Origin of the sequence: Weissella bombi (genome assembly GCF_900094835.1) — a bacterium.
Classification (GTDB): Bacteria; Bacillota; Bacilli; order Lactobacillales; family Lactobacillaceae; genus Weissella; species Weissella bombi.
In genome coordinates this window covers 30995-56395 of sequence record NZ_FMAO01000010.1, presented here as the reverse complement: position 1 = coordinate 56395, position 25401 = coordinate 30995, and the positions used below count along the sequence as shown (strand labels likewise).

Genomic DNA, 25401 nt, shown 5'->3' with positions numbered 1-25401 from the left:
TTTTTTGTTGGAAACCAGAGGTATTATATGAAAAAGAAATGGTTATTTGTACTAAGCATTGTTTTGCTTGGTGTTGTGATGCGGTCAACGTTCACGACGATTCCTGTGGTAATTGATAATGTTGCTGATTCATTTGGTTTGCCAGTTACACAACTGGGCATCTTAACAACATTGCCATTACTAACGTTTGCGGTGATTTCACCAACAACAACATTTTTTACTAAGCGTTTTGGAATTGAAAAAACGCTATTAGCGGCCTTGTTATTTGTCGTGGTTGGATCAATCGCGCGTGTTGTTAGTGCCCCAATGTTGTTTATTGGAACAATTTTGGTTGGTATTGGAATTGCATTTATTAATGTATTGTTACCAGCAACTTTGGTTAAATTTACGCCAAATAAAATCGGTGTTTATACGTCGCTATATAGTACGACGATGACGTTGATGACGGCGGTATTCCAAATTATTGCAGTACCCATTACAAAAACCTTTAGTTGGCAAGTATTAGTGATGTTTATTACTGTTATTGTCTTAATGGTAGTGGTTACTTGGGTTGCTCATATGATGATTAATGCTAAGCCTGCATTGGATAAATCAGCAGCTAGAACAGCGCATGTAACAGTTGAAAAAGTTAATCCATGGCGTAATAAATACGCTTGGGCTTTGCTAGTTATGGCAGGTATTCAGTCAGCGGTCTTTTATACGTCAATTGCTTGGGTACCAACGATTGCACAACGAACGGGTGTTACTGCAACCCAATCAGGCTGGGTTATTGGTGTCTTATCATTGATCGGTATTCCAGTTTCAATGTGGGTACCAAGCTTTTTGGAACGGTCATCATATAAAGGACGTCGTGCTTTGATGACAGGTGCTACTGTGTTGTGGTTACTTGCAATACTTATGATGTTTAATCAACACGCTGGTCTCGTTTGGTGGTTGATTGTGACTGCATTTATCGGTATCGGTGGTACGGCTGTGTTTGTTTATATGGTAACGTCATATGCTATTCGTACACGTACTGCTAGTGAAAGTTCAGCATTGTCAGGAATGGCGCAAACAGGTGGGTACCTAATTGCAGCGGGTGCACCATGGGCATACGGTGTTTTGTATGCACAATTAAATAACTGGATTTTACAAACAGTTGTTATGGCAGTTGCGATTGTTATCTTTATTGCTTTGATGTGGTTTGCAGAGAGTGATAAAACAATTTTTGAATAAATTTATCAGTTTCGTTAACTTAGGTTAACGAAACTTTTTTTATTGACCTAAATTTTCGTCTACTAGAACAGATGAGCTTTGATAAGATAATGGATACTAACAGAAAAGAGGGTCTTACATGTCAGCAACAAGTGTCGAAGTCCATAACTTGATGACGGTGAACGATTTTATGGCTTTTAAGGATGATGATTTTAAACATCTACAGCAGGATGTTGCTGATTTAAAGCATGAAAGCACACATTACAATCATGAAATAGCGGACCTAAAAAGTGATGTCCAAGTATTGAAAGTTAGCGTTACTGAGTTGCAAGTGGATGTACGTTATTTAAAGCAAGATGTAATGGAACTTAAACAAGATGTCCAAGGACTAAAGCTAGATATGGCTGAGGTGAAAGTGGGATTGAAAAATATTGTAGCTGAAATGCGTTTTTTTAAATGGTTGATTGGTATGAGTGTTGCTTTACCAAGTATTATTTGGATGATGCAGCAATTATGTCGTCTGATTGGTCGTCCAATTGATTAACTCATTGTTTAGTAGAATGATTGCCTGTGGTTGATAAACTAGTATAATGAAAGACAGTAATGCTAAAGATAATGAGAGAGAAAATATGAGTCATACAATCATGCCTGTACGATTAGGGCAAATACTAACAGGAAAAGTCGTCGAGGTTCTTTATAATGGATTCGGCGTTGTTATGTTGAATGATTACCCTATTCGCATGGCAAATGCATTTCCAGACGAAACTGTTAAATTTGAAATCACCCAAGTTAATCGTAAATTTGCACGAGGTGAAGTAGTTGAAGTAGTTGATCCCTCACCAGATCGTGTGGAATTGGGTAAGGATTATCTGTTAGACGTAGGGATTGCACCATATGTTAATTTACGATACGAAGCACAATTAAAGTTAAAACAAAAGCAGGTTGAAAAATTTTACGCAGCGGCAGGCATTGAAGCAAATATTGCGCCAACAATTGGTATGGAAAATCCTATTCAATATCGTAATAAAACGGTAGTGCCTATTAAAAATGATGGCGAAAAATTGGTGACAGGCTTTATTAAGCGACGTACTCCTGGCGAAATTTTGCCCCTTTCGGATTATTACGTTAATGACCCGGTAATCGACCAAACCATTGCGACGGTGCGTGATATTTTGAATCAGCACCAAGTATCAGTATTTAGTGATGAAACGCAGCAGGGCGAAATGCGTTACATTATGGTACGCCGTGGTTATTATAGTCATGAGTTGATGGTTGTTTTAGTTTCTCAAACGACTGCAATTAAAGATGAAGATGAAATTGCTGAAGAAATTGCAGCAGTGGTACCAGGCATTCATAGTGTTGTGTTAAATCATAATCCACGTTCATTACACGTTTTGATGTCGGGTAATAACCGTACTTTGTGGGGTGAAGATGTTATTCATGACACATTGTTAGGAATCGAATTTGAAATTGGGCCAAATTCGTTTTATCAGGTTAATCCACAAACAACTGAAGTTCTATACGCATTGGCGGCAAAAAAAGCAGAATTGAAACCAACCGATACTGTTATTGATGCATACTCGGGTATTGGTACGATTGGGTTAACGGTTGCTAGTCAGGTTAAGCAAGTACTTGGTGTTGAAGTTATCGAACGAGCAGTGATTGATGCACAAAAGAATGTTGCAAATAATCATGTTAAGAATGCCACTTTTATTACAGCAGATGCGCCAGCACAAATGCGTAAGTGGCAGCAAGAAGGTGTGCAAGCGGATGTCATTTTTGTTGATCCACCACGTCGCGGATTAACGGATGAATTGCTTGATGCGGTTACTGAAATAAAGCCTAAACGCTTCGTTTATGTTTCATGCAATCCAGCGACAATGGCTCGTGATGCTAAATACCTAATTGAAAAAGGTTTCCACATTAAAGGGGATGTACAACCGTTAGACCAATTCCCACAGACAGCCCATGTTGAAGTGGTTACGGTTTTTGAACCTAATAATTAAAAATAATCTATAATTCAACACCGTAAGTTAACGACAGTATTTGCTTACGGTGTTTTAGTGTTTAAAGATTATTCTATTGGTTAATTTTTATGCTAACTTTTGGCTTTTAGAAATCGTCTGAACAAAAGCAGATTATGAGTAGCTTTGATATAATAAATGTATTGAAATGATTTTTGAAAGGTAGATATGGTTAGTAACATGAAACCCAAGTTAGAAGATGTTGCAAAATTAGCGGGTGTCTCAAAAACAACAGCATCACGTGTGCTTAATAACCGGGGTTATTTAAGTGAAAAAACACTAAAAAAAGTGCATGATGCTATGGAAACGTTAAATTACCAGCCAAATGCCGCAGCTCGACAATTATTTAAGCAAGAGACGGGATTGATTGGTCTTATTTTTCCAACAGTATCTAATCCTTTTTTTGGTGAATTAGTAAATTATTTAGAATACGAATTATATCAAAGAGATTTTAAAGTAATTATTGGTAATTCACTACAGGACACCGATAAAGAAACGGATTATTTAAATCAATTATTGGCAGGACAAGTAGATGGATTGATTGTCGGCACGCATAATCAAGGCATTGCTGAGTATAAATATAGTCATCTACCAATTGTGGCAATTGATCGTATCATGAATAGTGATATTCCGATTGTCGAATCTGACAACTATCACGGGGGGGTTTTAGCAACAGAACGATTAATTAATGCTGGTGTTAAGCATATTGTTCATACTAATGGGCCAAGTTCTTTAGAAACCCCTGCACATCGACGGCGGGTAGCTTATGAAACCATTATGAAGAATAATGGTTTAGAACCACATACCTTTACAATTGATTTTAAATTATCATTTGCTGAAAAAAAACGACGGTATCAGCAATTGTTTGATAGCTATCCAGATATGGAAGCGTTGTTTGTTTCTAACGATGTTGATGCAAGTATTATTATGGCAATTGCTAAAGAACGTGGCCGTAAAATTCCTGAGGATTTATTGATTGTTGGATATGATGGTACTGAATTGATGCGCAATGTAATGCCGCAATTAACAACTGTTGTGCAACCAATTGAAGAAATGGCTAAAATTGCAGTTGATATATTATTGAAACGAATTGCGGGTGACAAAACGGAGTCAGAATATATATTACCAGTGACGTTATGGGAGGGAACTACTGGTCATAGATAGTTTTATTGAACGAAGGTTGAGGCAAAAATGCCGCAACCTTTTTAATTTATTTTTATATCAACCGGTTGACATATTTTTGGAACAAGGGTTATAATACCTTTTGTGAAAGCGATTACATTTTATTTCAATGAAAAGACACGATTGTTTATTTATTCGAAGGGGGATTATCTTGTGTCAAAATATATGAAAGCTTTTAAGAATGAGTCCTATTTGCAAAGTTCAGTTACAATGTTTTTATACTTTGCATCATGGGGCATTTGGTGGTCATTTTTTCAATTATGGTTAACTTCTAAAGATGGTTTGAATTTAAATGGAAGTTCTGTTGGGACAATTTATGCGGCTAATTCATTAGTCACATTAATCTTGATGTTTTTTTATGGTACTTTGCAAGACAAATTGGGACTTAAAAGAAATTTACTAATATTTAGTGGTATTTGTGCAGCGTTAGTCGGGCCATTTTTTATTTATGCATATGAACCAATGTTAAACAGTAATTTTACATTTGGATTAGTGGTTGGTTCAATTTTTCTATCAGCAGGTTTTTTAGCAACGACAGGAATTTATGAAGCTTTAGTAGAACGTTTCAGTCGTGTATTTAAATTCGAATATGGGCAAGCACGTGCTTGGGGATCTTTTGGGTATGCAGTGGTGGCCTTATTAGCAGGTCATTTATTTGTGATTAATCCGGATATTAATTTTTGGCTAGGTTCATTTTTTGGTGTTCTATTACTACTAAATGTTTGCTTCTGGGTACCTAAAGCTGAACGTGAAGAGAAGAAACGTAGTCGTAACACAACACAAGCATCAGTACCAAGTGTTAAGGAAATGTTGTCTTTGTTAAAATTACGTGACTTATGGGCTGTGATTATCTTGATATTTTTCACTTGGACATTTTATACAGTTTTTGGTCAACAAATGTTTCCAAGTTTCTATGCTGGGTTGTTTGGGTCAGTAGCGCAGGGACAACAAATGTATGGTAATTTGAATTCTATTCAAGTCTTTGTAGAAGCTATTATGATGGGGCTTGTACCAATTATCATGAATAAAATTGGTGTCCGTAATACGTTGCTGTTAGGGATTACAATTATGGCAATCCGAATTGGGTTATGTGGTTTTATTGATAACCCAATTGCAATCTCATGTGTTAAAATGCTTCACTCTTTTGAAACACCACTCTTTATTTTATCGATTTTTAGATATTTCACACTTCATTTTGAGACAAAATTATCAGCTACTCTGTATATGATTGGGTTCCAGGTTGCAGCACAATTAGGTCAAGTGGTTCTTTCAACACCATTAGGTATGTTACGAGATAATTCCGGTTATGCAATGACTTTCCATATTATTACAATTGTTGTAGTTGCTGCAGGAATTTACGCCTTCTTTGTGATTAAAAAAGATAATCAAGATGTAAACGGTGAACCATTAATTAATCAAGCAGCTTAAATTAAGAAAGGAATTTTAGATTATGAATGAAAAATTTGCCCAAGTAACAAACCCACGTTATCGTCTTAATTTTCACGTAGCAGCACCAGCGGGTTGGATTAATGATCCAAATGGGTTTGTTTATTTTAAAGGTTATTACCATATATTTTATCAGTACCATCCATATAGTGCAGATTGGGGACCCATGCATTGGGGACATGCTCGTAGTATAGATCTTGTACATTGGGAGACATTACCTATTGCTTTATCACCCGAAAAACCAATTACTCAAAATGGTATGTTTTCAGGTAGTGCAATTATTAAAGACGATAAATTGTACTTGATGTACACGGGGCACCATTTTGGTGATAGTGGCAACGATGATGATTTTTATGAAGATCAAAATATTGCAATTAGTAAAGATGGTATTCATTTTGAAAAATATGCTAATAATCCAGTGATTTCAACACCACCGATTGATAATACAGCTAATTTTCGTGATCCAAAGGTTTGGCAAGCAGGTGACACCTATTATGTGATTCTTGGTGGTCAAACACAAGATTCAAAAGTTGGGCGCGTACTACTATATTCATCAAAAGACCTATTAAATTGGACTTATGAAGGTGCGATAGCTCAGGCAAAAACACGTGATACAGAAGGTTATATGTGGGAATGCCCAGATATTTTTTCACTTGCAGGACAAGATATTTTATTGATGTCACCACAGGGAATTCAACCAGAACGTGAAAAGTATTTAAACTTACACCAAACAGGTTATATGATTGGTCAACTAAATATTGATACGGCAAACTTTGGAAGAAACGAATTTATTGAGATTGACCATGGTCATGATTTTTATGCGAGTCAGACGATGTTAGCACCTGATGGTCGTCGACTTATGTTCGGTTGGATGGCTATGTGGGAAAGTGAGATGCCTGAAAAAAAGGATGGTTGGGCAGGTGCTTTAACTTTTCCACGTGAATTAACGTTAAAAGATAACCATATTTATATGCAGCCAGTAACTGAATTGGATAAATTAAGAATTAAACAGACAAAAAATAATTTATTATTTTCATCAGATTTAACAGAACAAGTATTGCTATCTAATGTTGAGAGTAATGAAATTAATATGCAGCTAAAAGCAGACAAGGATTTCATCTTAAAGTTCCGGACGGCTGATGAGGTGGTATTGACTTTACAATTTGATCAGCAAAATAATAAGTTAATCATTGCAAGAGCTGATCGCTCAGATAAACGAGTGGGATACGTCAAACCAGCAAAGATGATTAGTTTACAATTACTAATTGATCGTAGTTCAGTCGAAGTCTTTGTTAACAATGGGGAAACTGTGTTTACAGAACGTTATTATAGTGAAGTACATCCTGATATCGTATTAGAGAGAACTGATTTTAAGGATGTGCATGTAACAACGTATGAATTAGAAAAAAACGCAATTAAATATTAATATAACCATGATGGGAGAAATATAATGTCACTTTTAGGAGCAATTGAAGCAGGTGGGACAAAGTTTGTTGTTGCAGTAGCTAATGTGGATGATCCAGATACTGTTATTGCACGTGAGAGTTTTCCGACATTAGACGGACCAACAACAATTAAACAAGTTACGGCATTTTTTGATCAATACCAAGATATTGCTGCGATTGGTATTGCTGCTTTTGGCCCAATTGATATTAATCCACAAAGCCGCACGTATGGTTATGTCTTAGATACACCGAAAAGGGGTTGGTCAGGTTATAATTTTTTGGGTGCTATGCAAGCATGGCGTGACATTCCTTACTACTGGACAACTGATGTCAATGGTGCCGGCTGGTCAGAATACGTTTCAGGTGCCGCAAAGGATGTTGAAAATGTGGTTTATTTAACAGTTGGTACAGGTGTCGGTGCAGGAATTATCCAACATGGTCACTTATTGAGTGGTAATTCACATCCTGAAGCAGGACATATTATGATGCGTAAACATCCTAAAGATAAATATGTGGGGCATTGTCCATTTCATGGTGATACATGTTTAGAAGGCTTGGCTTCGGGCCCAGCTATTGAAGAGCGCTGGCAAGAGTCTGCTAAATCACTACCAGATGATCATTTAGCTTGGGAAATTGAAGCAGATTATTTGGCACAGGCTTTAGTAACATATACAACTATTTTACGTCCAGACAGAATTATATTTGGTGGTGGTGTACCACACCGTAGTATCTTACTACCAATGGTTCGTGAATCTTTCGCTCGGCAATTAGCTGATTATTTACCAGTGGATGATTTAGAGCATTATATTGTGCATGTTGAACATGGCGATAATGCTGGTGTTTTAGGATGCTTTTATCTTGCTAAATCATTGTTAAATTAAATAGATTGATACAAAAAAATCATTGCTTACTAACGATGTCATGATGACATTTATTAAATAAGCAATGATTTTTTTAATGCCGTTGTATAACTAACGCACTTTCTGACGTTAACATATCTTCATAATAAGATACGCTGTAAGAGTTAGTTGGTAATTCAGCAAAGTATTTTTTAAGATCATCTAATAGTTTGGCATCATCGCTTAGTAAGCATAGAAGGCCATCTGTTTTTAAAAACATTAAGATAGCTTTAGCAGCATTTTGAACAGCAGCTAAATCAATCTGATCGTCCAATTGGAACATTGCTGCGCCAACTGGTTGGGTAGGGTCTAAATAATTGATGATTGTTGAGAAGTCTTTATTGATTAAATCAACACGGTCATTTAAACCGCTTAAGAATAGAGATGTAGCAACATCATCGATTTCATCTTTTTTCGCTGAAAAAGCTAAGAGTTTTCCAGTATCACCAACCCGACTAGCTAAGAAACGGGTGACATCCCCATGATGAATAGTAGCATCGATAGCTAAATCACCGGGATTTAAATATTCATTTAGCGATATTTGAACCAGATTCTGAATTTTGCGCATTTTCGAAAACCTCTCGTGTGCGATATTTAAAAATAATTTCTTTAGACATAATTAATAGGAAGGTTCCTAAACCAAAACCAGCCAAAACATCTGACAAGTAGTGTACACCTAAATAGACACGACTAACAGGGATAGCGATAATTAATGCAGCAAACAATGTCATAAATGCATAGCGGATATTATCCTCTGATTTCAAGTAATAGTGCACTAAAACAATTAAGGAACCATAGAGCAAAATGGCGTTTAACGCATGCCCCGACGGAAATGAATAACCTGATTGTTCGATAACATGGTAGATGTTTGGACGTGGTCTCTTAAAGATATGCTTAAATACACTCATAACCCCACCACCAAAGACACCGACATTGACGACCATAAACACCGCAACATCCCATTTGCGAACTAATACTGCAATTATGGCTGTGATTGCCATAACAAGTGCTGTCCATTTAGTGTTACCAGCACGGGTGATATTACGGAAAAACCACGATCTTTCTGGTGTCAGTGGTTCACGGATATAATGGAGACCAAATTGGTCGATGGTCGTAATGTAACTTAGGTTGTTGACATAACCAAATGCCATGATAATAAAAATTGCTAAACCACCTAAAGCAATGGCTAATTGAAAATAGTCAAATTTACGTAAATGCACTTGTTGCGGGCCTCCTTCTTATTTATTTCTCATTTTATTAGTTTAGCACAAAATGTCTTAAAAATATTGATGAGAATTATTTTGGCTAGTCCTTGATGAATATTGAAAGCTCGGTGTTTTTTTGATAAAGTAAGACTATTAAAGTGAGGTTATCAATCATGGCATATCAACACAAATTAGTAGAGAAAAAATGGCAACATTTTTGGGATGAACATCAGACATTTAAAACAACAAATGCTACTGATAAAGAAAAGTATTTTGCAATGGACATGTTTCCATTTCCATCTGGTCAAGGCTTGCACGTTGGTCATCCAGAAGGTTATACAGCAACGGACATTGTGTCACGTATGAAGCGGATGCAAGGCTACAATGTCTTACATCCAATGGGATTTGATGCTTTTGGATTACCAACTGAAGAGTACGCCATTAAAACTGGTGAAGATCCAAAGACGGTAACGGCTAAAAACGTTAAGACTTTCCGTAACCAAATGAAGTCTTTGGGCTTGTCTTATGATTGGTCACGTGAAGTTAATACAACTGATCCAAAGTATTACAAGTGGACACAGTGGATTTTTGAACAACTATACAAAAAAGGCTTAGCATACGAAGACGAAATCATGGTTAACTGGGCCCCTGATTATAATGGTGGAACAGTGGTTGCCAATGAGGAAATCATTGACGGTAAGACAGAGCGTGGTGGTTACCCAGTTTACCGCGTGCCAATGCGTCAATGGGCTTTGAAGATTACTGCATATGCGGATCGTTTAATTGATGATTTGGATGATTTAGATTGGCCAGACGCAATTAAGGAACAACAACGTCACTGGATTGGTCGTTCAATTGGTGCATCAGTGAACTTTAAAGTACAAGGTACTGATGATGAAATTGAGGTGTTTACAACACGTGCCGACACTTTGTTTGGTGCAACGTACTTGGTGCTATCACCTGAACATCAATTAATTGAGTCAATTGTGACTGATGATCAACGTGATGCAGTTGAGGCTTTGAAGGCTGAAATTGCTTCTAAGTCTGACTTAGAGCGTACAGACTTGAATAAAGATAAGACGGGTGTCTTCACCGGTGCTTATGCTGTTAACCCAGTTAACGGCGAAGCATTGCCAATTTGGGTAGGTGATTATGTCCTAGCATCATACGGAACGGGTGCTATTATGGCGGTTGCCGCACATGATAGTCGTGACTATGACTTTGCTAAGAAATATGATTTGCCAATTCGTCCAGTTATTGCTGGTGGTGATATTGAAAAAGAAGCTTACACAGGCAATGGTGAGCACATCAATTCTGGTTTCTTAGATGGTTTGGATAAAGAGGAAGCTATTGCTAAGATGATTGATTGGCTAGAAGAAAACCATGCTGGTCACAAGAAGGTTAACTACCGTTTGCGTGACTGGATTTTCTCACGTCAACGTTACTGGGGTGAGCCTATTCCAGTTATTCATTGGGAAGATGGCGAACAAACATTAGTTCCCGAATCAGAATTACCATTACGTCTACCAGAAGTAGATAACATTATGCCTTCAGGTACTGGTGAGTCACCATTGGTTAATGTGACCGATTGGGTGAATGTTGTTGATGAAAACGGACGTAAAGGTAAGCGTGAAACAAATACAATGCCACAATGGGCTGGTTCATCATGGTACTACCTACGTTATATGGATCCACACAATGATGAAGAAATTGTATCACCAGAAGCCGAGGCTTACTGGAAGAATGTCGATTTGTATGTTGGTGGTGCTGAACATGCTGTGTTGCACTTGCTATATGCTCGTTTCTGGCACAAGGTATTGTACGACTTGGGTGTTGTGCACACCAAGGAACCATTCCAAAGATTAGCTAACCAAGGTATGATTCTTGGTGAGAATCATGAAAAGATGTCAAAGTCAAAGGGTAACGTGGTTAACCCAGACGATGTTGTTGCTGAATATGGTGCTGATACATTGCGTTTGTACGAAATGTTCATGGGACCTTTGGAGCAATCAATTGCTTGGTCAGAAGAAGGCTTGGCTGGATCACGTCGTTGGTTAGATCGTGTTTGGCGTTTGTTCATTGATGATGAAGATAAGCTACGTGATCATATCACAACGGTTAATGATCATAAGCTTGATAAAATCTACAATGAAACAGTTAAGAAAGTTACTGATGATTATGAGAACTTGCGTTTCAACACAGCTATTTCTCAAATGATGATTTTCGTTAACGAAGCATACAAGCAAGAAAACTTGGTTGTTGAATATGTAGAAGGATTTATTAAGTTATTGAATCCAATTGCCCCACATATTACTGAAGAATTGTGGAGCTACCTACATGCTGGTGAATCAATTGCTTACGCAAAGTGGCCAACTTATGATGAAGCTGCCTTGGTAGATGATGAAATTGAAATTATTCTCCAAGTTAATGGTAAGCTACGTGGTCGTGTTACTGTACCAGCTGACGCAGACCGTGAAGCAATGATTAAGATTGCAAGTAATGAAGAAGCAATTCAAAAGCAACTTGATGGTGCAGAGCCAAAGAAAGTTATTGCTGTTCCTGGTAAGCTAGTTAACTTTGTTATTTAGTTTTAAGCATTATTTTGAATAATAGTTTTGAAAAACACTGAATTTTTGAAATTCAGTGTTTTTTTATGTGTTATTTATGGCTAGATACGTTATCATTATCAGGTGTAATGAATTACATCTACAAACAATGGGATTTCTTGTGTATAATAATATATTAGGGTGTTATTGGCGCTATAGTTCAACAGGATAGAACAAGGACCTCCTAAGTCTTAGATCACAGTTCGAGTCTGTGTAGCGTCATTAAAAATTAGGAAGGGGAACAGGCATGAATGACGATAAATCACCCCAAACAAATTCACCATTTCGACGAGATATTACCTTTGATGAATTAAACCAAATCATTAATGGTAAAAAGGTTGATGAAGTTTTTGATGACCGGCATAATGAAGCAACGTCTTCAGAAGTCACGAAGCCAGAAGAGTCAGCATCAACAGGTGATGCTAAAATTAAAGTTCATAAGAATGGTGTTGCGACGTTTAAGGTACATGAAGTACCTGATACCGTTACTAGTAATTCAGTGCCCTCATTTGCTTATCGAGAGCTTCCTAAAAAGCCGACAGAAAAAATTGTTGAAACGCCTCTTACACAAGATTCAGAGGAATATCAGGATGAGCCAATTGAGCCACCGGTAGAAACTGATAAGGATGCCAAGTCACGTATGTTACGTGGTTCAGCTTGGATGACGATTGGTAGTTTAGCTTCACGACTATTAGGTGCGCTATACATCATTCCATGGATTGCGATGATTGGGAATGTTTACTACAATCTTGCTAATTCGTTATTCTCACAAGGTTATCAAATTTACAGTGTGGCTTTGCTGATTGCAACCGCTGGATTACCAAATGTGTTAGCTCGTTTGGTTGCCGAATATAGTGCTTCACGACAATATGAAGCGATTCGACATATCTTTAGGCAGGCTTTAAATCTTGGAGCCATCTTAGGAATTGTTGCTGGTGCTGTTTTGTACTTGTTGGCAGGTTTGCTGTCGCAAGGTGATCCGAATGTTGTTCGGGTTATTAGAGCCTTGTCAGCGGCTGTTGTCATTATTCCAATACTTTCGATGCTGCGCGGTTATGTGCAGGGATTTGAATTTATGGGCTTGTCAGCTTGGTCGCAATTCATTGAACAATTAGTTCGCGTTGTGTATATGTTAGCCATGACGTATTGGATTATGGTTGGTCATCATGGAGATTGGGTGGATGCAACCGTACAGTCAACTTTCGCTGCTTTCTGGGGTGCATTAGCCGGAATCGTTATTTTACTTTTTGGTATTTTACGTCGACGTCGGTTCTTTAATGAGAAACGTAGACAAGGTGTGCCAGTTAAGAAGTTTGATGCGCGAGCTATTTTGATACGGATGGCACGTCAGTCAGTACCTGTTATCTTTGCAGGTTCAGCCATTTCATTGATTCAAGTATTTGATCAGTATACGTTCTTTAGAATTATTCGTGCATTTACGAATATTTCGAGTGATGTCATGCAGGCAATGTATGCGCAATTTGCTTTTAACTCAAACAAGTTGGTTATGTTGGTAGTGTCATTAGCTGTTGGAATGTCTGAGACGGCCTTACCAATGATTTCAAGAGCACGTGAGATTGGCGATCGGGAAAATATTGGTCATCAAATTCAATTTGCTTTTAAGTTATTAGCATTTGTGATGGTTCCAGCTGTATTGGGGATGGTCGCTGTTGCACGTCCGCTATATATTTTGTTCTATCAAACAAATGATGTGACAAATGGTACGCTGATTTTACAATTTGCAAGTTATTCGGCTATTTTCTTGAGTTTATACATGGTTGTCTTAGCCATTTATCAAGGATTAGGTCAATTGAGTTACACAGTTAGATTGTTGGTACTCATCTTTGTTATCAAATTTGTTTTGCAGATTCCGCTAACAATTTGGCTACGAGGAATGGGGCCATTACTAGCAACAACGATTGCATTTTTGGTAGGAATGGTTATTGCTATTTATCACCTATCAAGTCAATATCACATTGATTGGTCGTCGTTTAATGCAACGTTCGTAATTATTCTATTTTGGAGCTTAATTATGTACGCGGTTGTTGCACCGATTACCTACACGCTAGGGTTGTTCGTAGCTGATACTAAGTTAATGCAATTATTATTGTTGATAATTGCTGGTGTCATTGGTGTCGCTATTTATGGTGTGACCGTATTAAAGACGCATGTTGGTGAGGAAATTTTAGGTGCACGTGCTGTTAAATTAGCACATAAATTACACTTAAAGTAGCAAAATCGTTTTTAGAAAAAATTATGAATATTAAGATAAGGTTGGACTTAGATATTTGGTCCAACTTTTTTTATGTTAAGCTGTGGAAAAACTTGTGTAAAAAACGGTGATTTTGTGGAAAACTCGGGAAAAACAGGTGGAAAACCTAGTTAGATTTCCACTGTAAGAATCTAATTTAAGTTCAAAGCCATAAATTAAATTTTTAAAAACGATAAAAAGTACCTGTTTAGCTACAGTTTATTAAAATTTTTGACACTATTTATTGTGGAAAACCAATATTTATGAGTTGTTTGCCAAAATTTAAGGCAGATAGCGTATAATTTAAAATAACCTATATAAAGATGAGGATGAGAGTTAAACATGACACGTTCATTTAAAGAATTAACAACAGCAGAATTTGAAGCGTTTGCCCAAGCGCATCCTGCAGGTAGTTATTTACAAACAGCATCACAGGCTCGTTTGTTAGCTCGTCGTGGTTGGCAAACGAGATTAGTTGGTTTAGTTTCAGATGACCAAGTGGAAGCAGCAGCAGTTTTGGGATGGATTCCAGTTAAAATGGGTAATCTTTTCCAAATTGATGGGGGGATGTTGATTGATTTTAGCAATCAAGAGCTCGTTACAGCTTTTATTGATGGTGTAATGGCGTTTGCTAAAGAGCGTCGTGGTCTATTTTTGCGTGTGATGCCAAATGCGATTTATCGTCAGTTCGATGATGATGGTCAACAAATTGGTGAAACGGATAATACGGTTATTGATGCATTGGAAGCAATCGGTTTTGAACATACACCAGCTACGCAAGGTTGGACAACCAATTCTTCACCATCTTGGCAGTATGTTAAGTCGCTACAACCAGTATTAGATGCTGGTGGTGATTCTAAAGCCTTACGCGCTTCGTTTGCTAAGGATGGTAAGTATTACTTAAAGAAAACTGACCAATTTGGTATCAGAGTACATCGTTTGGATAAGGACGAGTTACCAGAGTTTAAGGCTTTGACACAAGATACGGCAAATCGACTAGATTATCATGATAAAGATTTAGACTTTTATGAAACGGTCTACGATGAATATGGTGATGATGCCTACTTTGTTTTTGCAGAAATGGATTTTCCGGCTTATATTAAAGGACAACAACAGGCACGTGATCATTTAGCTGAAGTGGTGGCTAATTTAGATGAACGAATTGCTGAAAAGCCTAATTATAAGAAGTTAAAGCGACAACGTGCAGAGTATGCAGATCAACATAAACAACATGAAAAGCGTATTGCACAAGCCCAGACAGCTCGTGAGAAGGCTGGTAAGGATATTGTTGTTATTGCGGGTGCATTGTTCTTGGCAACGGCTAATGAGATGATTTATCTTTATTCTGGTACGTATGATGAGTATAAGAATTTCTACGGCCCATATGCTGTTCAGGAATATGCTTTTAAGCAAGCAATAGCTCGTCAAATTCCACATTATAATTTCTATGGTATTTCAGGTGTCTTTGATGGGTCTGATGGTGTATTAGGATTTAAGCAGGGATTTGCAGGCCACGCTGAAGAAAAGGTTGGTTCATTTGTTAAGCCAATTAATGGCACAAAATATGCAATTTATCGTTTCCTAAAGAAACTTTTGGCACGCGGTTAGTGTGAATAAATAAAAAAATGTAGCGATGATAGTTTTTGACCATCATCGTTACATTTTTTGCTTACAATATTTATTTTTTAAAGAAACCGTAGTGCCATAAAATAAGGGTAACAATAACCATGAAAATAAGGGTGATGAAAATCGTATATACCCAACCGTCATTAGCATGAGTTAATGGCAGAATGACATTTTGACCAAAGAAACCTGAAATAATGGTTGGTACCGTTAAAACAATTGATGAAACAGTCAATAGCTTCATCGTCCAATTTAGGTTGGCGTTAGCAACGTTATCAAAAGCGTTGGCGACACTACTTGTAACTTCTTGTGATAGTTTACTGGTATCTAAAGCTTGTTTCAATTCGACCTCAACATCTTCAATACGTTCAAGCTGGCGATCGCTTAACAGTTTGTGATCGTGATTTTTGAGGGTTGCTAGCAACGTGTAATCAGTCTGTAGTGAATTAATTAAATAAATCAAATCTGTTTGAAGCGACATTAATTGATTAATGGCCGGCTGGGTTGGTTTTGTTGATTTAATTGAGCTTTGAATAGATAGACGTTGGCGATTAATGTTTAAAATTGCTTTCATGAATTCGCCAGACAATTTTTCGGCAACATTAAGAACTAGATCAATTGGTTGTATTTGTGAGCTTTCAAGGGCGTCATTAGTGAATTTTGTTATGTAATTAATAACGTACGACGTTTCTTTACGCGTGAATATGTACAAGTCAGATTGATCAATATTATATAAAAAGCTGATTGGTTCGGTTGTTGCGCGCTTTGATGTGGGCGTGACAACGTCAAAAATCATTAGGTTGTAATGGTTGTCGTCATCGAATTCCATTCGGGCACTTTCGTAAGGGTCGACGGCATAGTTGATAATTTCATTCGGAATATTTTGGGAACCTGTTAACCATGCACGATCATCAGGTGTTAATTCATCAATTTGATACCAATTAGAATTGGCAGTTAACGGTTGTTTGTTAATCATAGTAACGACTCTTTCTTTGCTAATACGTACGTTTTAAAGTATCTTATCATAGTTTAAGCTTTTATCGAAATAAATGTAGCCATATTTAAAAGCCATCAATCTAATCACTTTAAATGATTGGATTGATGGCTTTTGTTATATATTTATGTTGATATTAAAAGCTTGCTAAGCGATTTGCGTACCAGCTTCTAGTGTATTGTCTAATTTGAAGATATGTTCAATGTCAATAATAACTAAGGCAGCCCGTGGAAAGCGTTCAAAGATTCCGTCAGGTAATAATTCTTTAGCTAAATCATCATCTTCATGTATGTGTGCTTGACCTTCGAAACGGAAGCCTTTTTGAGCTTCTTTATCCGCAACTGCAACAGCTGCGCGCCCATTTTGTTGCAAGTTATGGTATGCATGATGGAAAGTGTGTTCGAAATACACTAAGTGTGAGTCATCAAATACGTGTAATGAACCCTTTGGCCCAACTTTAGGCATACCGTTTTCATCAGCAGTTGCTAGGAACGGAAATTGTTCGTCGATCATTTTTTTCATATCATCAGTTAATTTAGCCATAATAGGTGGCCTCCCTCATAAATTTTATAATAATCCCACTTACTAATTATAAGGAATAAACGATTGGAAATCAAATGATTACTTTAAAGTGTTGTTGTTTAAAAAAATATATTAATAATTATCTAAAAAACGCCCATTTAAAAATGAGTAGAGTTGACTAATGGGGAAAATATCGGTATACTTTAACAGTTATCGATAACAAAATGGAGGAATTAAACTATGGCAGTAAGATCACCATATAACTCATGGGCCAGCCGTCGTCCAGTTTCAAATGACCACTCAAAGAAAGTGCGTCAAAATGAAATTGTTAACATTCAACAATGGGCCAAGGGTAAAGCTGAATTAGCATCAAAGTAATTTGATTTTAATTAGTGATTAAAAATAAAACCGTATCAATGTAGATTTACATTGATACGGTTTTTTATTGCGTAATTTTTGTAACTAGTAGGTTAGTAAGTGTGGTTAATCTTTTACGACCGGATCGTTGGCATTAGCAATGGCTGCAACGGCCGTTGGCTTGAAGTAAATACGTAATGCATTGTTATACATAACATCCGCATATTCTTCTTCCGTGAAGATATCAGTGCTCTCTAACCAGGTTGCTAATTCATTGTAGGTGTTGAACGTAGCAGACCATGGTGAATCAGTTCCCCAGATAATTCGCTTAGCACCTAACATTTCTTTAGCGATTTTAACGTCTTGCTGACAGCGTGGGAATGGGAAGACGGTTTCGTCTTCAATGTCTTGAATTGCTGAAATATCTGTGTAGATATTCTCATAGGGTTGCCACTGTGCTAATGCAGCACGTAAGCGATCAGGATGATCAGCATTTGGGAATGATAAATGGCATACGACAAAGTCGATATTTGGATACATTTTAGCTAAGTTAGCGATTGCTTCTGGTTGATAACTAAATTGTTCATAATTACCATAGTCAACTGTTACGACAAAACCAGGATAATCAGAAATGAAATGCATAATCTTACCAATACGTGGGTTTGTATCTAATCTAAATGGTGTGTCATAGTGATAACCGTGCATACCACCGCCTTGGCTAATTTCAAATTTAATCGCTCTGAAACCTAAATCATCGACATAACGCTTAACGATATCCATGTAAAATTCTGAAAATGGATCAACAGAGAAAGCACCGATAAACTTATCAGGATACTTTTTAATTGCTTGGTAAGTGTAATAGTTTTGGTAACCGTTAAGACTACCTTGCAAAACAACGGCTTTTTCAATATCAGATTTAGCCATAATATCTAAGGCTGCTTCAGCTGTAAAACTATCATCGCCGCTACCATCAGGAATTAGTTTAATAACGGTACCATCATCCCAAACGGCACGACCGTCTCCTAATGGTGTTAAACGTCCTTTACCGTTAAAACCAGCAATTGCGCGAACTAAATGTAAATGTCCATCAATTTTTTTCATAATTAAATTATCCTCGATTTCTTATTCATTATATAAAAATTACATGATTTTTTCAGTGCTACCGTTGAAACCAGCATTCTTTTCAGACATTTTCTTAAGGTATAGCCAGATTTGTTCGCGTCGTGTCCGGAGCAAAACAACGAATACTAGGTAAACAATGATGGTTAGACCAATCCAGACTGGGTTCTTTGAAATCCAAGCTGCGAAAATTAAAGCATTTAATGGACGAGCCATTAAGTTGAAACTGGTGATAAGGACGATTCCAGCAGGAATAGCAACACCATAGTGTGAAATAGCGCCGGTATAAACGCTACCAAGCCAACTGCTTGCATAAAGTCCTAGACTAAACCAAATAACGCCGTTGCAGATGACTTTTAGTATGTTACCGCGAGTGATAGCGACAATTGATTCAATCATAAATGGGATTGAAATAAGATCTACAACTGGTAAAGTTTTGTTACCTGGCAAAATGAAGGCAATCAAAACCATAATTGGGATTAAAATAATACCAGCAATAATTGTTGCCGGTTCACCATAACCAACACCATCATCAACGGCTAAGAACCAACGCTTCTTATCCTTGATAGCTAGTTCTTCGGCATCGCCATCCGTGGCAACTTCATCCTTTGAACGCTTGTTGTCAATTTCTTCTGCCAAAGGTGAAAATGCTTTAGAGAAGACGTCTGTAACAAGCGGGAAGATTGTCATGACAGCTGAAAGGGCAATGGCAAATGACAAAATTTGTCCCCATGCTGACAATGTATTTAATGACTTTAGATTTCCCAATACACCAATAATGACACCTAAAATGGCTCCTAATGTAGTTGGTTCACCGAAGACACCTAACTTTGTTTTAAAAGTTTCTGGTGTCATTTTTACTTTGTTAAATCCTAATAGATTCCAAAGTGGGTCAAGTAAGATGGCTGGTACGGCTTGTTCCATATTGTGAAGGGAACAAACACTGGCATTTTTAACACCAAAGTAATTTGACCAACGATCAGCTTGCGTTTCGGCTAATGCTAATGTGTATAGCAACATAAAGAATGACAATCCCAATGACAACCAGAAATTATGGGTCACGTAATATGCAAGTGTTCCCCAAACCATGAAACCAAAATTATTCCATAGGTTAGAAGGCATGAATATTTTAGTCCATCCAATTGCGAATAGAACTAATTCTAGAATTAGTCCGAAAACGAAAAAACTAAGACCGACTGTAGAACCAAACGTTGCCAAAGAACCAGCTTGCCAACCAATATCAACAATTGGTAGATGAATACCAGTGTTGTTCACCATTTGTTTGATGATTTTAGTGACGATAGGGGTAAAGGCCGAAATGATCCAACTAAATCCTGTTAGACCAACACCAGCGTAAAAGGCACTCATCATAGCCGTTTTTATTGATACTCGTAGACATAAAGCTACGATGAAAATCATAATTGGCACGACAACTGTAGCCCCAAAAGTTTGAAAAATATGATTTATAAACTCTAACATAAAAAGTTTCTCCGTTTAAAAGTAGAAGTGTTAGTAAGCCTTTGTAATAGATTTAATTTTTACTAAATCTTGTGTTAGCTGCTCGATAGTTGATTGGTATTCAAAACCATAGTCTTGAACCGAACATTTAGAAATGATACTTGGTATGTTGACCGCACCATTTTCAAGAGACTGTGTTGTAGATAAAACACCTGATTTATTAGAGGCATTTTTTAAATGTAAGTAACTAACATTGGGTGCTAGTTTTTCAACAGCGGTTATTGGATCTGTATTTACCCAAAGCCAGTTTGCAGTATCAAAACAGAATGTAATAGGCATTTTCTGGCTGTTAATAATTTCAAAAAAATGCAAAGTGTTGTTTAGATTGCTATCTTCTGACGATTGATTATTTTCAACAGTCAGAGAAATGTCTGTTGTAATTGCGTCTAAAAATTCACGAGGGAAAACATTATCAAAATTAGCCAAAGAACCGATGTTCATTTTTAAATGTTTCGTATGTAATTCCTGTGAAAGCTTTAATTGATTAAAAAAACGCTGATTGAAATGACCATCTTTAATAAGAGGTTCATTCACGCTGTAATAGACCTCTGTATTAAATTGTTCGGCCAGCTGCACAATGTTAGGAATGTCTGCTTCTTGCAAAAATTCGTCGCGTAATTCAATTGCATCAAACCCCATGTCATGAGCTAGAGGGATGAGCTGTGATTGTGAATAACCACTGTTTAACTTATCAACCAAGGCAATGGTATTAAGAATAAAGTGGGCCATTTAGTACCTCCATTTAAGAATATGACTTATAATTCATGAATTATATTAAACGGTTAACCTATGACACGAATTGTAATATCTATCACAAACAAATGCAAGCGCTTTCTAAATCGACGAAGAATGAAAAATTATTAAAAATCATTATAAATAAATATTATAATAATGCTTTTTATGTTTTAGAATATACTATAAATTGTTGTTTTATAGAGAAAAAAATTAATTGATTAATTTTAGTTTATCGATTAATCATTTAAATTAAATTTATTATTTAAAATAAGCAATAAATTATAATTAATTGTGTTTATTTGTGAATTTTAAAATAAAACGTTTTATTTTAAAGTGCCTTAAAGCATTGATTTAAGGATATTAAGGCTGTTTTAAGGTTTGAGATTGTGAAATGTGTTTCAAAAAGTTGCATTCGATAATGAAAACGCATACAATGTGTTTTGTAAGTTAGTTAAGCGATAAACCTACAAAACAAAATAATGTTTTTAATATCACTAAATAGGTCGTTATTATACGACTTATTATTTTTATAATTTAGTTAATCGATTAACATTTATGGTTAACTGAATGATTTTTAGGGGGATGAATTTTGCTAGTATCAAATGTGAATGAATTTGCGAAAGAGGATTATGAACAAATTCAAGCAGCAATTGATTATTTAAAAAATAATCAATTGGCAGATATTGAGGTAGGACGTCATTATCCGGATCGGGAACAATTCTATGTGCAATGCTTAGAGTATGAGACGGAAAATATTGAAAATTTTGATTTTGAAATTCACCGTAATCGGCTTGATTTTCATTATGTCGTATCAGGTGAAGAGAGAATTGATGTCGGTGTTAGAGGAGAAGTGACACCTATTTCTGAATATAATGCGCAACGAGATATTCAATACGTGGCAGAACCAAGTGTTTTTAATCAAATTGTTTTGCATAGTGGAGATTTCGTTTTGATTGGAATGGATGAACCACATCGAACAAATGGGGAAGTTGATCATACTTCGTCAGTGAAAAAGTTAGTTCTAAAGTTAGAAAGATAAGGGGAAGTGGGGATGGAAACTTTATCAAACACACATAATAGATGGACTGCCAAACAATTTATAGTTTTGGCGGGAATATGGTTGGCCTTTTTAATTAGTTTTATTACGAGACTATCTTGGTCTACCATTGTGCCAGCAGCGATTGATTCATTGCATTTTACTGTTCAGCAGGGGAACAATTATTTAACAGCTTTCTACATTGGGTACGCGATTACCGTGTTGCCTGGAGGTATGTTAGCGGATAAATTTGGTTACCGGAAACTATTGTTGGCAGCAGTTCTTGGTAACTTAGTTGTTATGGCCGCAATGGTATTTATGCATGGTTATTGGGATGGACTAGCATTGCGTTTTATTTTGGGGTTAGTTAGTGGACCTGATTTATCAGCGTGTTTAGGAATCATAACAGAATGGTTCGGTGGTAAAAAAAGAGCTACTGCGACTGGTATTTTTAATACCTGCACGTCATTTGGATTAACGGTTATTAATTTGTATGCACCAACAGTTATGGTGCACTATGGTTGGCGTGCAACTTTAGGGGTAACCGCCTTTTTCCCACTAGTAGCATTTATATTTGCTTACTTTGCTCTTAAGGGAAATCCACCATATCCGCAACAATTTGTGGTTAAAAAGAGTAATGGTGAGGTTAAAGAAGAAACAGCAATTGAACGTCTGAAAAAAGCAATTAATAATCGTAGCGTTTGGATGCTTGCTATCACTGGTTTATTTGCAACTGGTGCTAAGTGGGGTGTTACTAATTGGGCAAATTTGTTTATTGTAAAAAATCTGCACTTTAGTTTGGTTACTGCTGGTGTTGCGATGTCTATTTTTGGTATAACGTCTGTTATATCAATGGTCGTTGCTGGTTGGATTTCAGATCATTCGACTCTTTCAAGGCATGCGTGGGCGGCAATCTTTATGGCTATCTTTACGCCAACCATTATTGGATTTACGTTTGTGCCACACGGTAATGTTGCTATGCTTTACTTTTGGACTGGTGCCATGGGTGTTGGTGCCTTTATGTTTAGTACGATTACCAATAATTTATCGGTAGAAGTTGCGCCGGCTGATCAAAGAGGAACTGTTTCTGGATTTATTAATGCCTTTAATCAAGTGGGGTCATTTTTGGCACCAGTATTATTGGGTCAAATTTTGGCAGGAACTGGCAGTTATGTCACGTCATACCTAATTATTGCAGCATTCCCACTTATCGCGGTAGTTGCATTAATGTTTGTACGTGAATCAGATGCAAATAAGTACGATGAAGTAAAAGATTAATTTGAATAATATAGGGGTATACAAAATGGAGTTTGGATTAAGTAAGAACCACGTTAGAAATGAAAAAGTACAAGCACGTATTCAATTGGCTTTAGACTGGTTGGATAGTCGTACGACTGAAGAGTTATTAGCAGAACCTATAGGCGCTAAAACAATAGCAGAAGGCGTTGAATTACGTTTCCAAGAATATGATACACGTGACTACGACAGTATGGATTATGAGACACATCGTGATCATATTGATATTCATTATATGATTACAGGTGCTGAGTGGGTACGCTGGTCTGATATTGGTGATACTGCACCAACTGATGAATATGATCCGAAAGAAGAAATTCAGCATTTTAAACATCCAGAATTTCATAGCAAGGCATTGTTGACAGATCGGCACTATGCAATATTTGATCCAAGTGATTTACATGCTGCTCACGGAATCGTTGATGGTAAAGTTGGGCATAATCATAAATTATGTGTCAAAATTGCACTTGCCTAAGGAGGCCACTTAAATAAAAAGAGGATGGGATAAAAAATATCCCATCCTCTTTTTAATATAAATCTGTACATAAGCGCGAGATGAAAGTCGCTTTCTTTTTAAAAACTTTCTCGAATAATAATGTCCGTAGGAATTGTCTTCATTCTAGGCGCTGGTTCGCTTGTATAATTTGTTGATAATTTTTCTTTTAGCAAATCCATGGCAGCATGACCAATAGCAACAGAATCTTGTCTAATACAGCTAATTCCAGGCGTCATTAATTGCATCCAATCAAAATTTTCATAAGTTGCAACACCAAAATCATCAGGATAAGTATAATTTAGACTTTGTGTGACCTTTAAGAAATTTTGTAAAACACGTGAATTCATGGTAAAAAAGCCTAATTTGCCATGAGAGCTAGTAACAATTTGGCGGATTGTTTGCGTAAAACTATCGTCATCTGATGATTCATAGTCATAAGGAATTGTTAATAAGTGCTCATCATTTGTATATTTAGTTGCATTCTTAAAGCCAGTGTAACGATTAATACGAGTACTAATACCCGATAATGGCCAAGTGACAAAATATAAGTCAGTATAGCCCGCATCTAACATTTTTTGAGTCATTAATTCAACGGATTTCATGTTATCAGTTGTGATTGTGTCGATAATGCTTCTTTGAGCTTGACGGTCAACAATAACTGTATATGTATTTGATAATCTTTGATAAGTATTACTATTTGGATTTACCGGATCAATGATTAGGCCGGCAACTTCTTCTTCTAATAAGCGGTTGATATTTTCGACTTCTTTTTGTTCATCATTATTTGAATTTGTGAAAACTAACTTATAACCGTATTCTGAACAACGTTCTGAAATACCAGAAATCACTGGTGAGGTAAATGGATTAGTAATATCGGCTACAGATACGCCGATAGTTTTGTTTTCGTTTTTAGCTAGGTTTCTAGCTGTTGTACTTGGGCGATAATTAGTTTTTTCAATGATATTAGCCAATTTTTCTTTTGTATTTGGCGACATTTTAGCATAATTACCATTTAAGTAGTTAGAGACGGTTGCGGTTGAAACGTCACTTAACTTGGCGATGTCTTTTATTGTGAACTTGTCCATTTTTCATAATGTCCTTTGTAAATTTTAATTTATTTTATATATCTAAAAACACTAAATAAACTCAAATTTATATAAATTTTCTTTAGTATGTCATTCAAATTAGTAAAACGGGTAACATACTAAAATGATTTCAAAGAATATTTTCAAATAATTCTGAGCTAATTAATTATTATTCTTTTCAATTAAAGCACATATGATAAGTATATGCAAAGCACAGGTAGCCTTTGATGCAACGGTATAAATGATAGTCAAAAACGATGGGGTAATGGTAGTAAAAAAGTAATGAAAATATTTGACAAAAATAGACATATAAGATAACATGCACTTGTAGATAGTTAATCGCTTAACTAAATTTATATTGTTGTGGA

General features: G+C 36.5%; 22 protein-coding genes and 1 tRNA gene. 15 read left to right on the top strand and 8 right to left on the bottom strand.

What is annotated here, in order from left to right; translation table 11 throughout:
* Nucleotides 1-27 precede the first annotated feature (27 nt).
* From GA0061074_RS07065 to GA0061074_RS07035, 7 genes are all read left to right on the top strand, one after another.
* Entirely contained in the window at nucleotides 28-1215 is a 1188-nt protein-coding gene (locus GA0061074_RS07065; RefSeq protein WP_092463231.1) for an MFS transporter, read from the top strand.
* 118 nt (nucleotides 1216-1333) lie between these two features.
* A complete protein-coding gene (locus GA0061074_RS07060) occupies nucleotides 1334-1738 on the top strand; it encodes a coiled-coil domain-containing protein (protein ID WP_092463229.1) in 405 nt (134 codons plus the stop codon).
* A gap of 85 nt (nucleotides 1739-1823) precedes the next feature.
* Nucleotides 1824-3200: a 23S rRNA (uracil(1939)-C(5))-methyltransferase RlmD gene (rlmD, locus tag GA0061074_RS07055; protein ID WP_092463227.1), complete on the top strand. Its 1377-nt coding sequence runs from the start codon at nucleotides 1824-1826 to the stop codon at nucleotides 3198-3200.
* Nucleotides 3201-3398: 198 nt separating this feature from the next.
* The gene (locus GA0061074_RS07050) at nucleotides 3399-4382 is read left to right on the top strand and encodes a LacI family DNA-binding transcriptional regulator (RefSeq protein WP_092463255.1); all 984 of its coding nucleotides are present in this window, start codon (nucleotides 3399-3401) and stop codon (nucleotides 4380-4382) included.
* Nucleotides 4383-4565: 183 nt separating this feature from the next.
* Nucleotides 4566-5828: an MFS transporter gene (locus GA0061074_RS07045; RefSeq protein WP_174855282.1), complete on the top strand. Its 1263-nt coding sequence runs from the start codon at nucleotides 4566-4568 to the stop codon at nucleotides 5826-5828.
* A 22-nt stretch (nucleotides 5829-5850) separates the two neighbouring features.
* Nucleotides 5851-7272, top strand: coding sequence for a glycoside hydrolase family 32 protein (locus GA0061074_RS07040; RefSeq protein WP_208855581.1), 1422 nt, complete (start codon nucleotides 5851-5853; stop codon nucleotides 7270-7272).
* A gap of 24 nt (nucleotides 7273-7296) precedes the next feature.
* The gene (locus GA0061074_RS07035) at nucleotides 7297-8172 is read left to right on the top strand and encodes an ROK family protein (protein WP_092463221.1); all 876 of its coding nucleotides are present in this window, start codon (nucleotides 7297-7299) and stop codon (nucleotides 8170-8172) included.
* Between the two features lie 73 nt (nucleotides 8173-8245).
* Here the strand turns inward: GA0061074_RS07035 and GA0061074_RS07030 are convergent, their stop codons facing one another.
* Together GA0061074_RS07030 and GA0061074_RS07025 are read right to left on the bottom strand one after the other, a co-directional pair.
* Nucleotides 8246-8758 (bottom strand): rRNA methyltransferase, encoded by a 513-nt coding sequence (locus tag GA0061074_RS07030; RefSeq protein WP_092463219.1) that lies wholly within the window; start codon nucleotides 8756-8758, stop codon nucleotides 8246-8248.
* A complete protein-coding gene (locus GA0061074_RS07025; protein WP_174855281.1) occupies nucleotides 8718-9410 on the bottom strand; it encodes a phosphatase PAP2 family protein in 693 nt (230 codons plus the stop codon). The genes GA0061074_RS07030 and GA0061074_RS07025 overlap by 41 nt, the downstream gene beginning before the upstream one ends.
* 158 nt (nucleotides 9411-9568) lie before the next feature.
* On the opposite strand from GA0061074_RS07025, the gene leuS reads away from it, so the two are divergent.
* The 4 genes from leuS to GA0061074_RS07005 all read left to right on the top strand — a co-directional run bounded on the left by leuS (nucleotide 9569) and on the right by GA0061074_RS07005 (nucleotide 15860).
* Nucleotides 9569-11983: a leucine--tRNA ligase gene (leuS, locus tag GA0061074_RS07020; RefSeq protein ID WP_092463217.1), complete on the top strand. Its 2415-nt coding sequence runs from the start codon at nucleotides 9569-9571 to the stop codon at nucleotides 11981-11983.
* A 167-nt stretch (nucleotides 11984-12150) separates the two neighbouring features.
* Nucleotides 12151-12223, top strand: a tRNA-Arg gene (locus GA0061074_RS07015).
* A gap of 25 nt (nucleotides 12224-12248) precedes the next feature.
* Nucleotides 12249-14234: a putative polysaccharide biosynthesis protein gene (locus tag GA0061074_RS07010; protein WP_092463215.1), complete on the top strand. Its 1986-nt coding sequence runs from the start codon at nucleotides 12249-12251 to the stop codon at nucleotides 14232-14234.
* Nucleotides 14235-14594: 360 nt separating this feature from the next.
* On the top strand, nucleotides 14595-15860 hold the full coding sequence (locus tag GA0061074_RS07005; protein ID WP_092463213.1) for an aminoacyltransferase: 1266 nt from the start codon (nucleotides 14595-14597) through the stop codon (nucleotides 15858-15860).
* Nucleotides 15861-15930: 70 nt separating this feature from the next.
* Here the strand turns inward: GA0061074_RS07005 and GA0061074_RS07000 are convergent, their stop codons facing one another.
* A complete protein-coding gene (locus GA0061074_RS07000; protein ID WP_092463211.1) occupies nucleotides 15931-16851 on the bottom strand; it encodes a magnesium transporter CorA family protein in 921 nt (306 codons plus the stop codon).
* A gap of 165 nt (nucleotides 16852-17016) precedes the next feature.
* The gene (locus GA0061074_RS06995; protein WP_092463209.1) at nucleotides 17017-17412 is read right to left on the bottom strand and encodes a pyridoxamine 5'-phosphate oxidase family protein; all 396 of its coding nucleotides are present in this window, start codon (nucleotides 17410-17412) and stop codon (nucleotides 17017-17019) included.
* Nucleotides 17413-17631: 219 nt separating this feature from the next.
* Between GA0061074_RS06995 and GA0061074_RS09195 the strand changes: the two genes are divergently transcribed.
* Nucleotides 17632-17769, top strand: coding sequence for a hypothetical protein (locus GA0061074_RS09195; protein ID WP_167550175.1), 138 nt, complete (start codon nucleotides 17632-17634; stop codon nucleotides 17767-17769).
* Between the two features lie 105 nt (nucleotides 17770-17874).
* On the opposite strand, the gene GA0061074_RS06990 is transcribed toward GA0061074_RS09195, so the two are convergent.
* The 3 genes from GA0061074_RS06990 to GA0061074_RS06980 are packed head-to-tail and all read right to left on the bottom strand — an operon-like array spanning nucleotide 17875 to nucleotide 21114.
* On the bottom strand, nucleotides 17875-18849 hold the full coding sequence (locus GA0061074_RS06990) for an amidohydrolase family protein (protein WP_092463207.1): 975 nt from the start codon (nucleotides 18847-18849) through the stop codon (nucleotides 17875-17877).
* 39 nt (nucleotides 18850-18888) lie between these two features.
* Nucleotides 18889-20346 carry a PTS galactitol transporter subunit IIC gene (locus GA0061074_RS06985; protein WP_092463205.1) on the bottom strand — a complete coding sequence of 486 codons (1458 nt, stop codon included), beginning with the start codon at nucleotides 20344-20346 and terminating at the stop codon, nucleotides 18889-18891.
* Nucleotides 20347-20376: 30 nt separating this feature from the next.
* Nucleotides 20377-21114, bottom strand: coding sequence for a sugar phosphate isomerase/epimerase family protein (locus tag GA0061074_RS06980; RefSeq protein WP_092463203.1), 738 nt, complete (start codon nucleotides 21112-21114; stop codon nucleotides 20377-20379).
* 595 nt (nucleotides 21115-21709) lie between these two features.
* On the opposite strand from GA0061074_RS06980, the gene GA0061074_RS06975 reads away from it, so the two are divergent.
* From GA0061074_RS06975 to GA0061074_RS06965, 3 genes are read left to right on the top strand one after another with little or no spacing between them, the layout of a single operon-like run.
* The gene (locus tag GA0061074_RS06975) at nucleotides 21710-22159 is read left to right on the top strand and encodes a NanQ anomerase/TabA/YiaL family protein (protein ID WP_092463201.1); all 450 of its coding nucleotides are present in this window, start codon (nucleotides 21710-21712) and stop codon (nucleotides 22157-22159) included.
* A gap of 12 nt (nucleotides 22160-22171) precedes the next feature.
* The gene (locus GA0061074_RS06970) at nucleotides 22172-23434 is read left to right on the top strand and encodes an MFS transporter (RefSeq protein ID WP_092463199.1); all 1263 of its coding nucleotides are present in this window, start codon (nucleotides 22172-22174) and stop codon (nucleotides 23432-23434) included.
* 25 nt (nucleotides 23435-23459) lie between these two features.
* On the top strand, nucleotides 23460-23927 hold the full coding sequence (locus tag GA0061074_RS06965) for a NanQ anomerase/TabA/YiaL family protein (protein ID WP_092463198.1): 468 nt from the start codon (nucleotides 23460-23462) through the stop codon (nucleotides 23925-23927).
* Between the two features lie 98 nt (nucleotides 23928-24025).
* Here GA0061074_RS06965 and GA0061074_RS06960 read toward each other — a convergent pair whose 3' ends face one another.
* On the bottom strand, nucleotides 24026-25033 hold the full coding sequence (locus tag GA0061074_RS06960; protein WP_092463196.1) for a LacI family DNA-binding transcriptional regulator: 1008 nt from the start codon (nucleotides 25031-25033) through the stop codon (nucleotides 24026-24028).
* Nucleotides 25034-25401 lie beyond the last annotated feature (368 nt).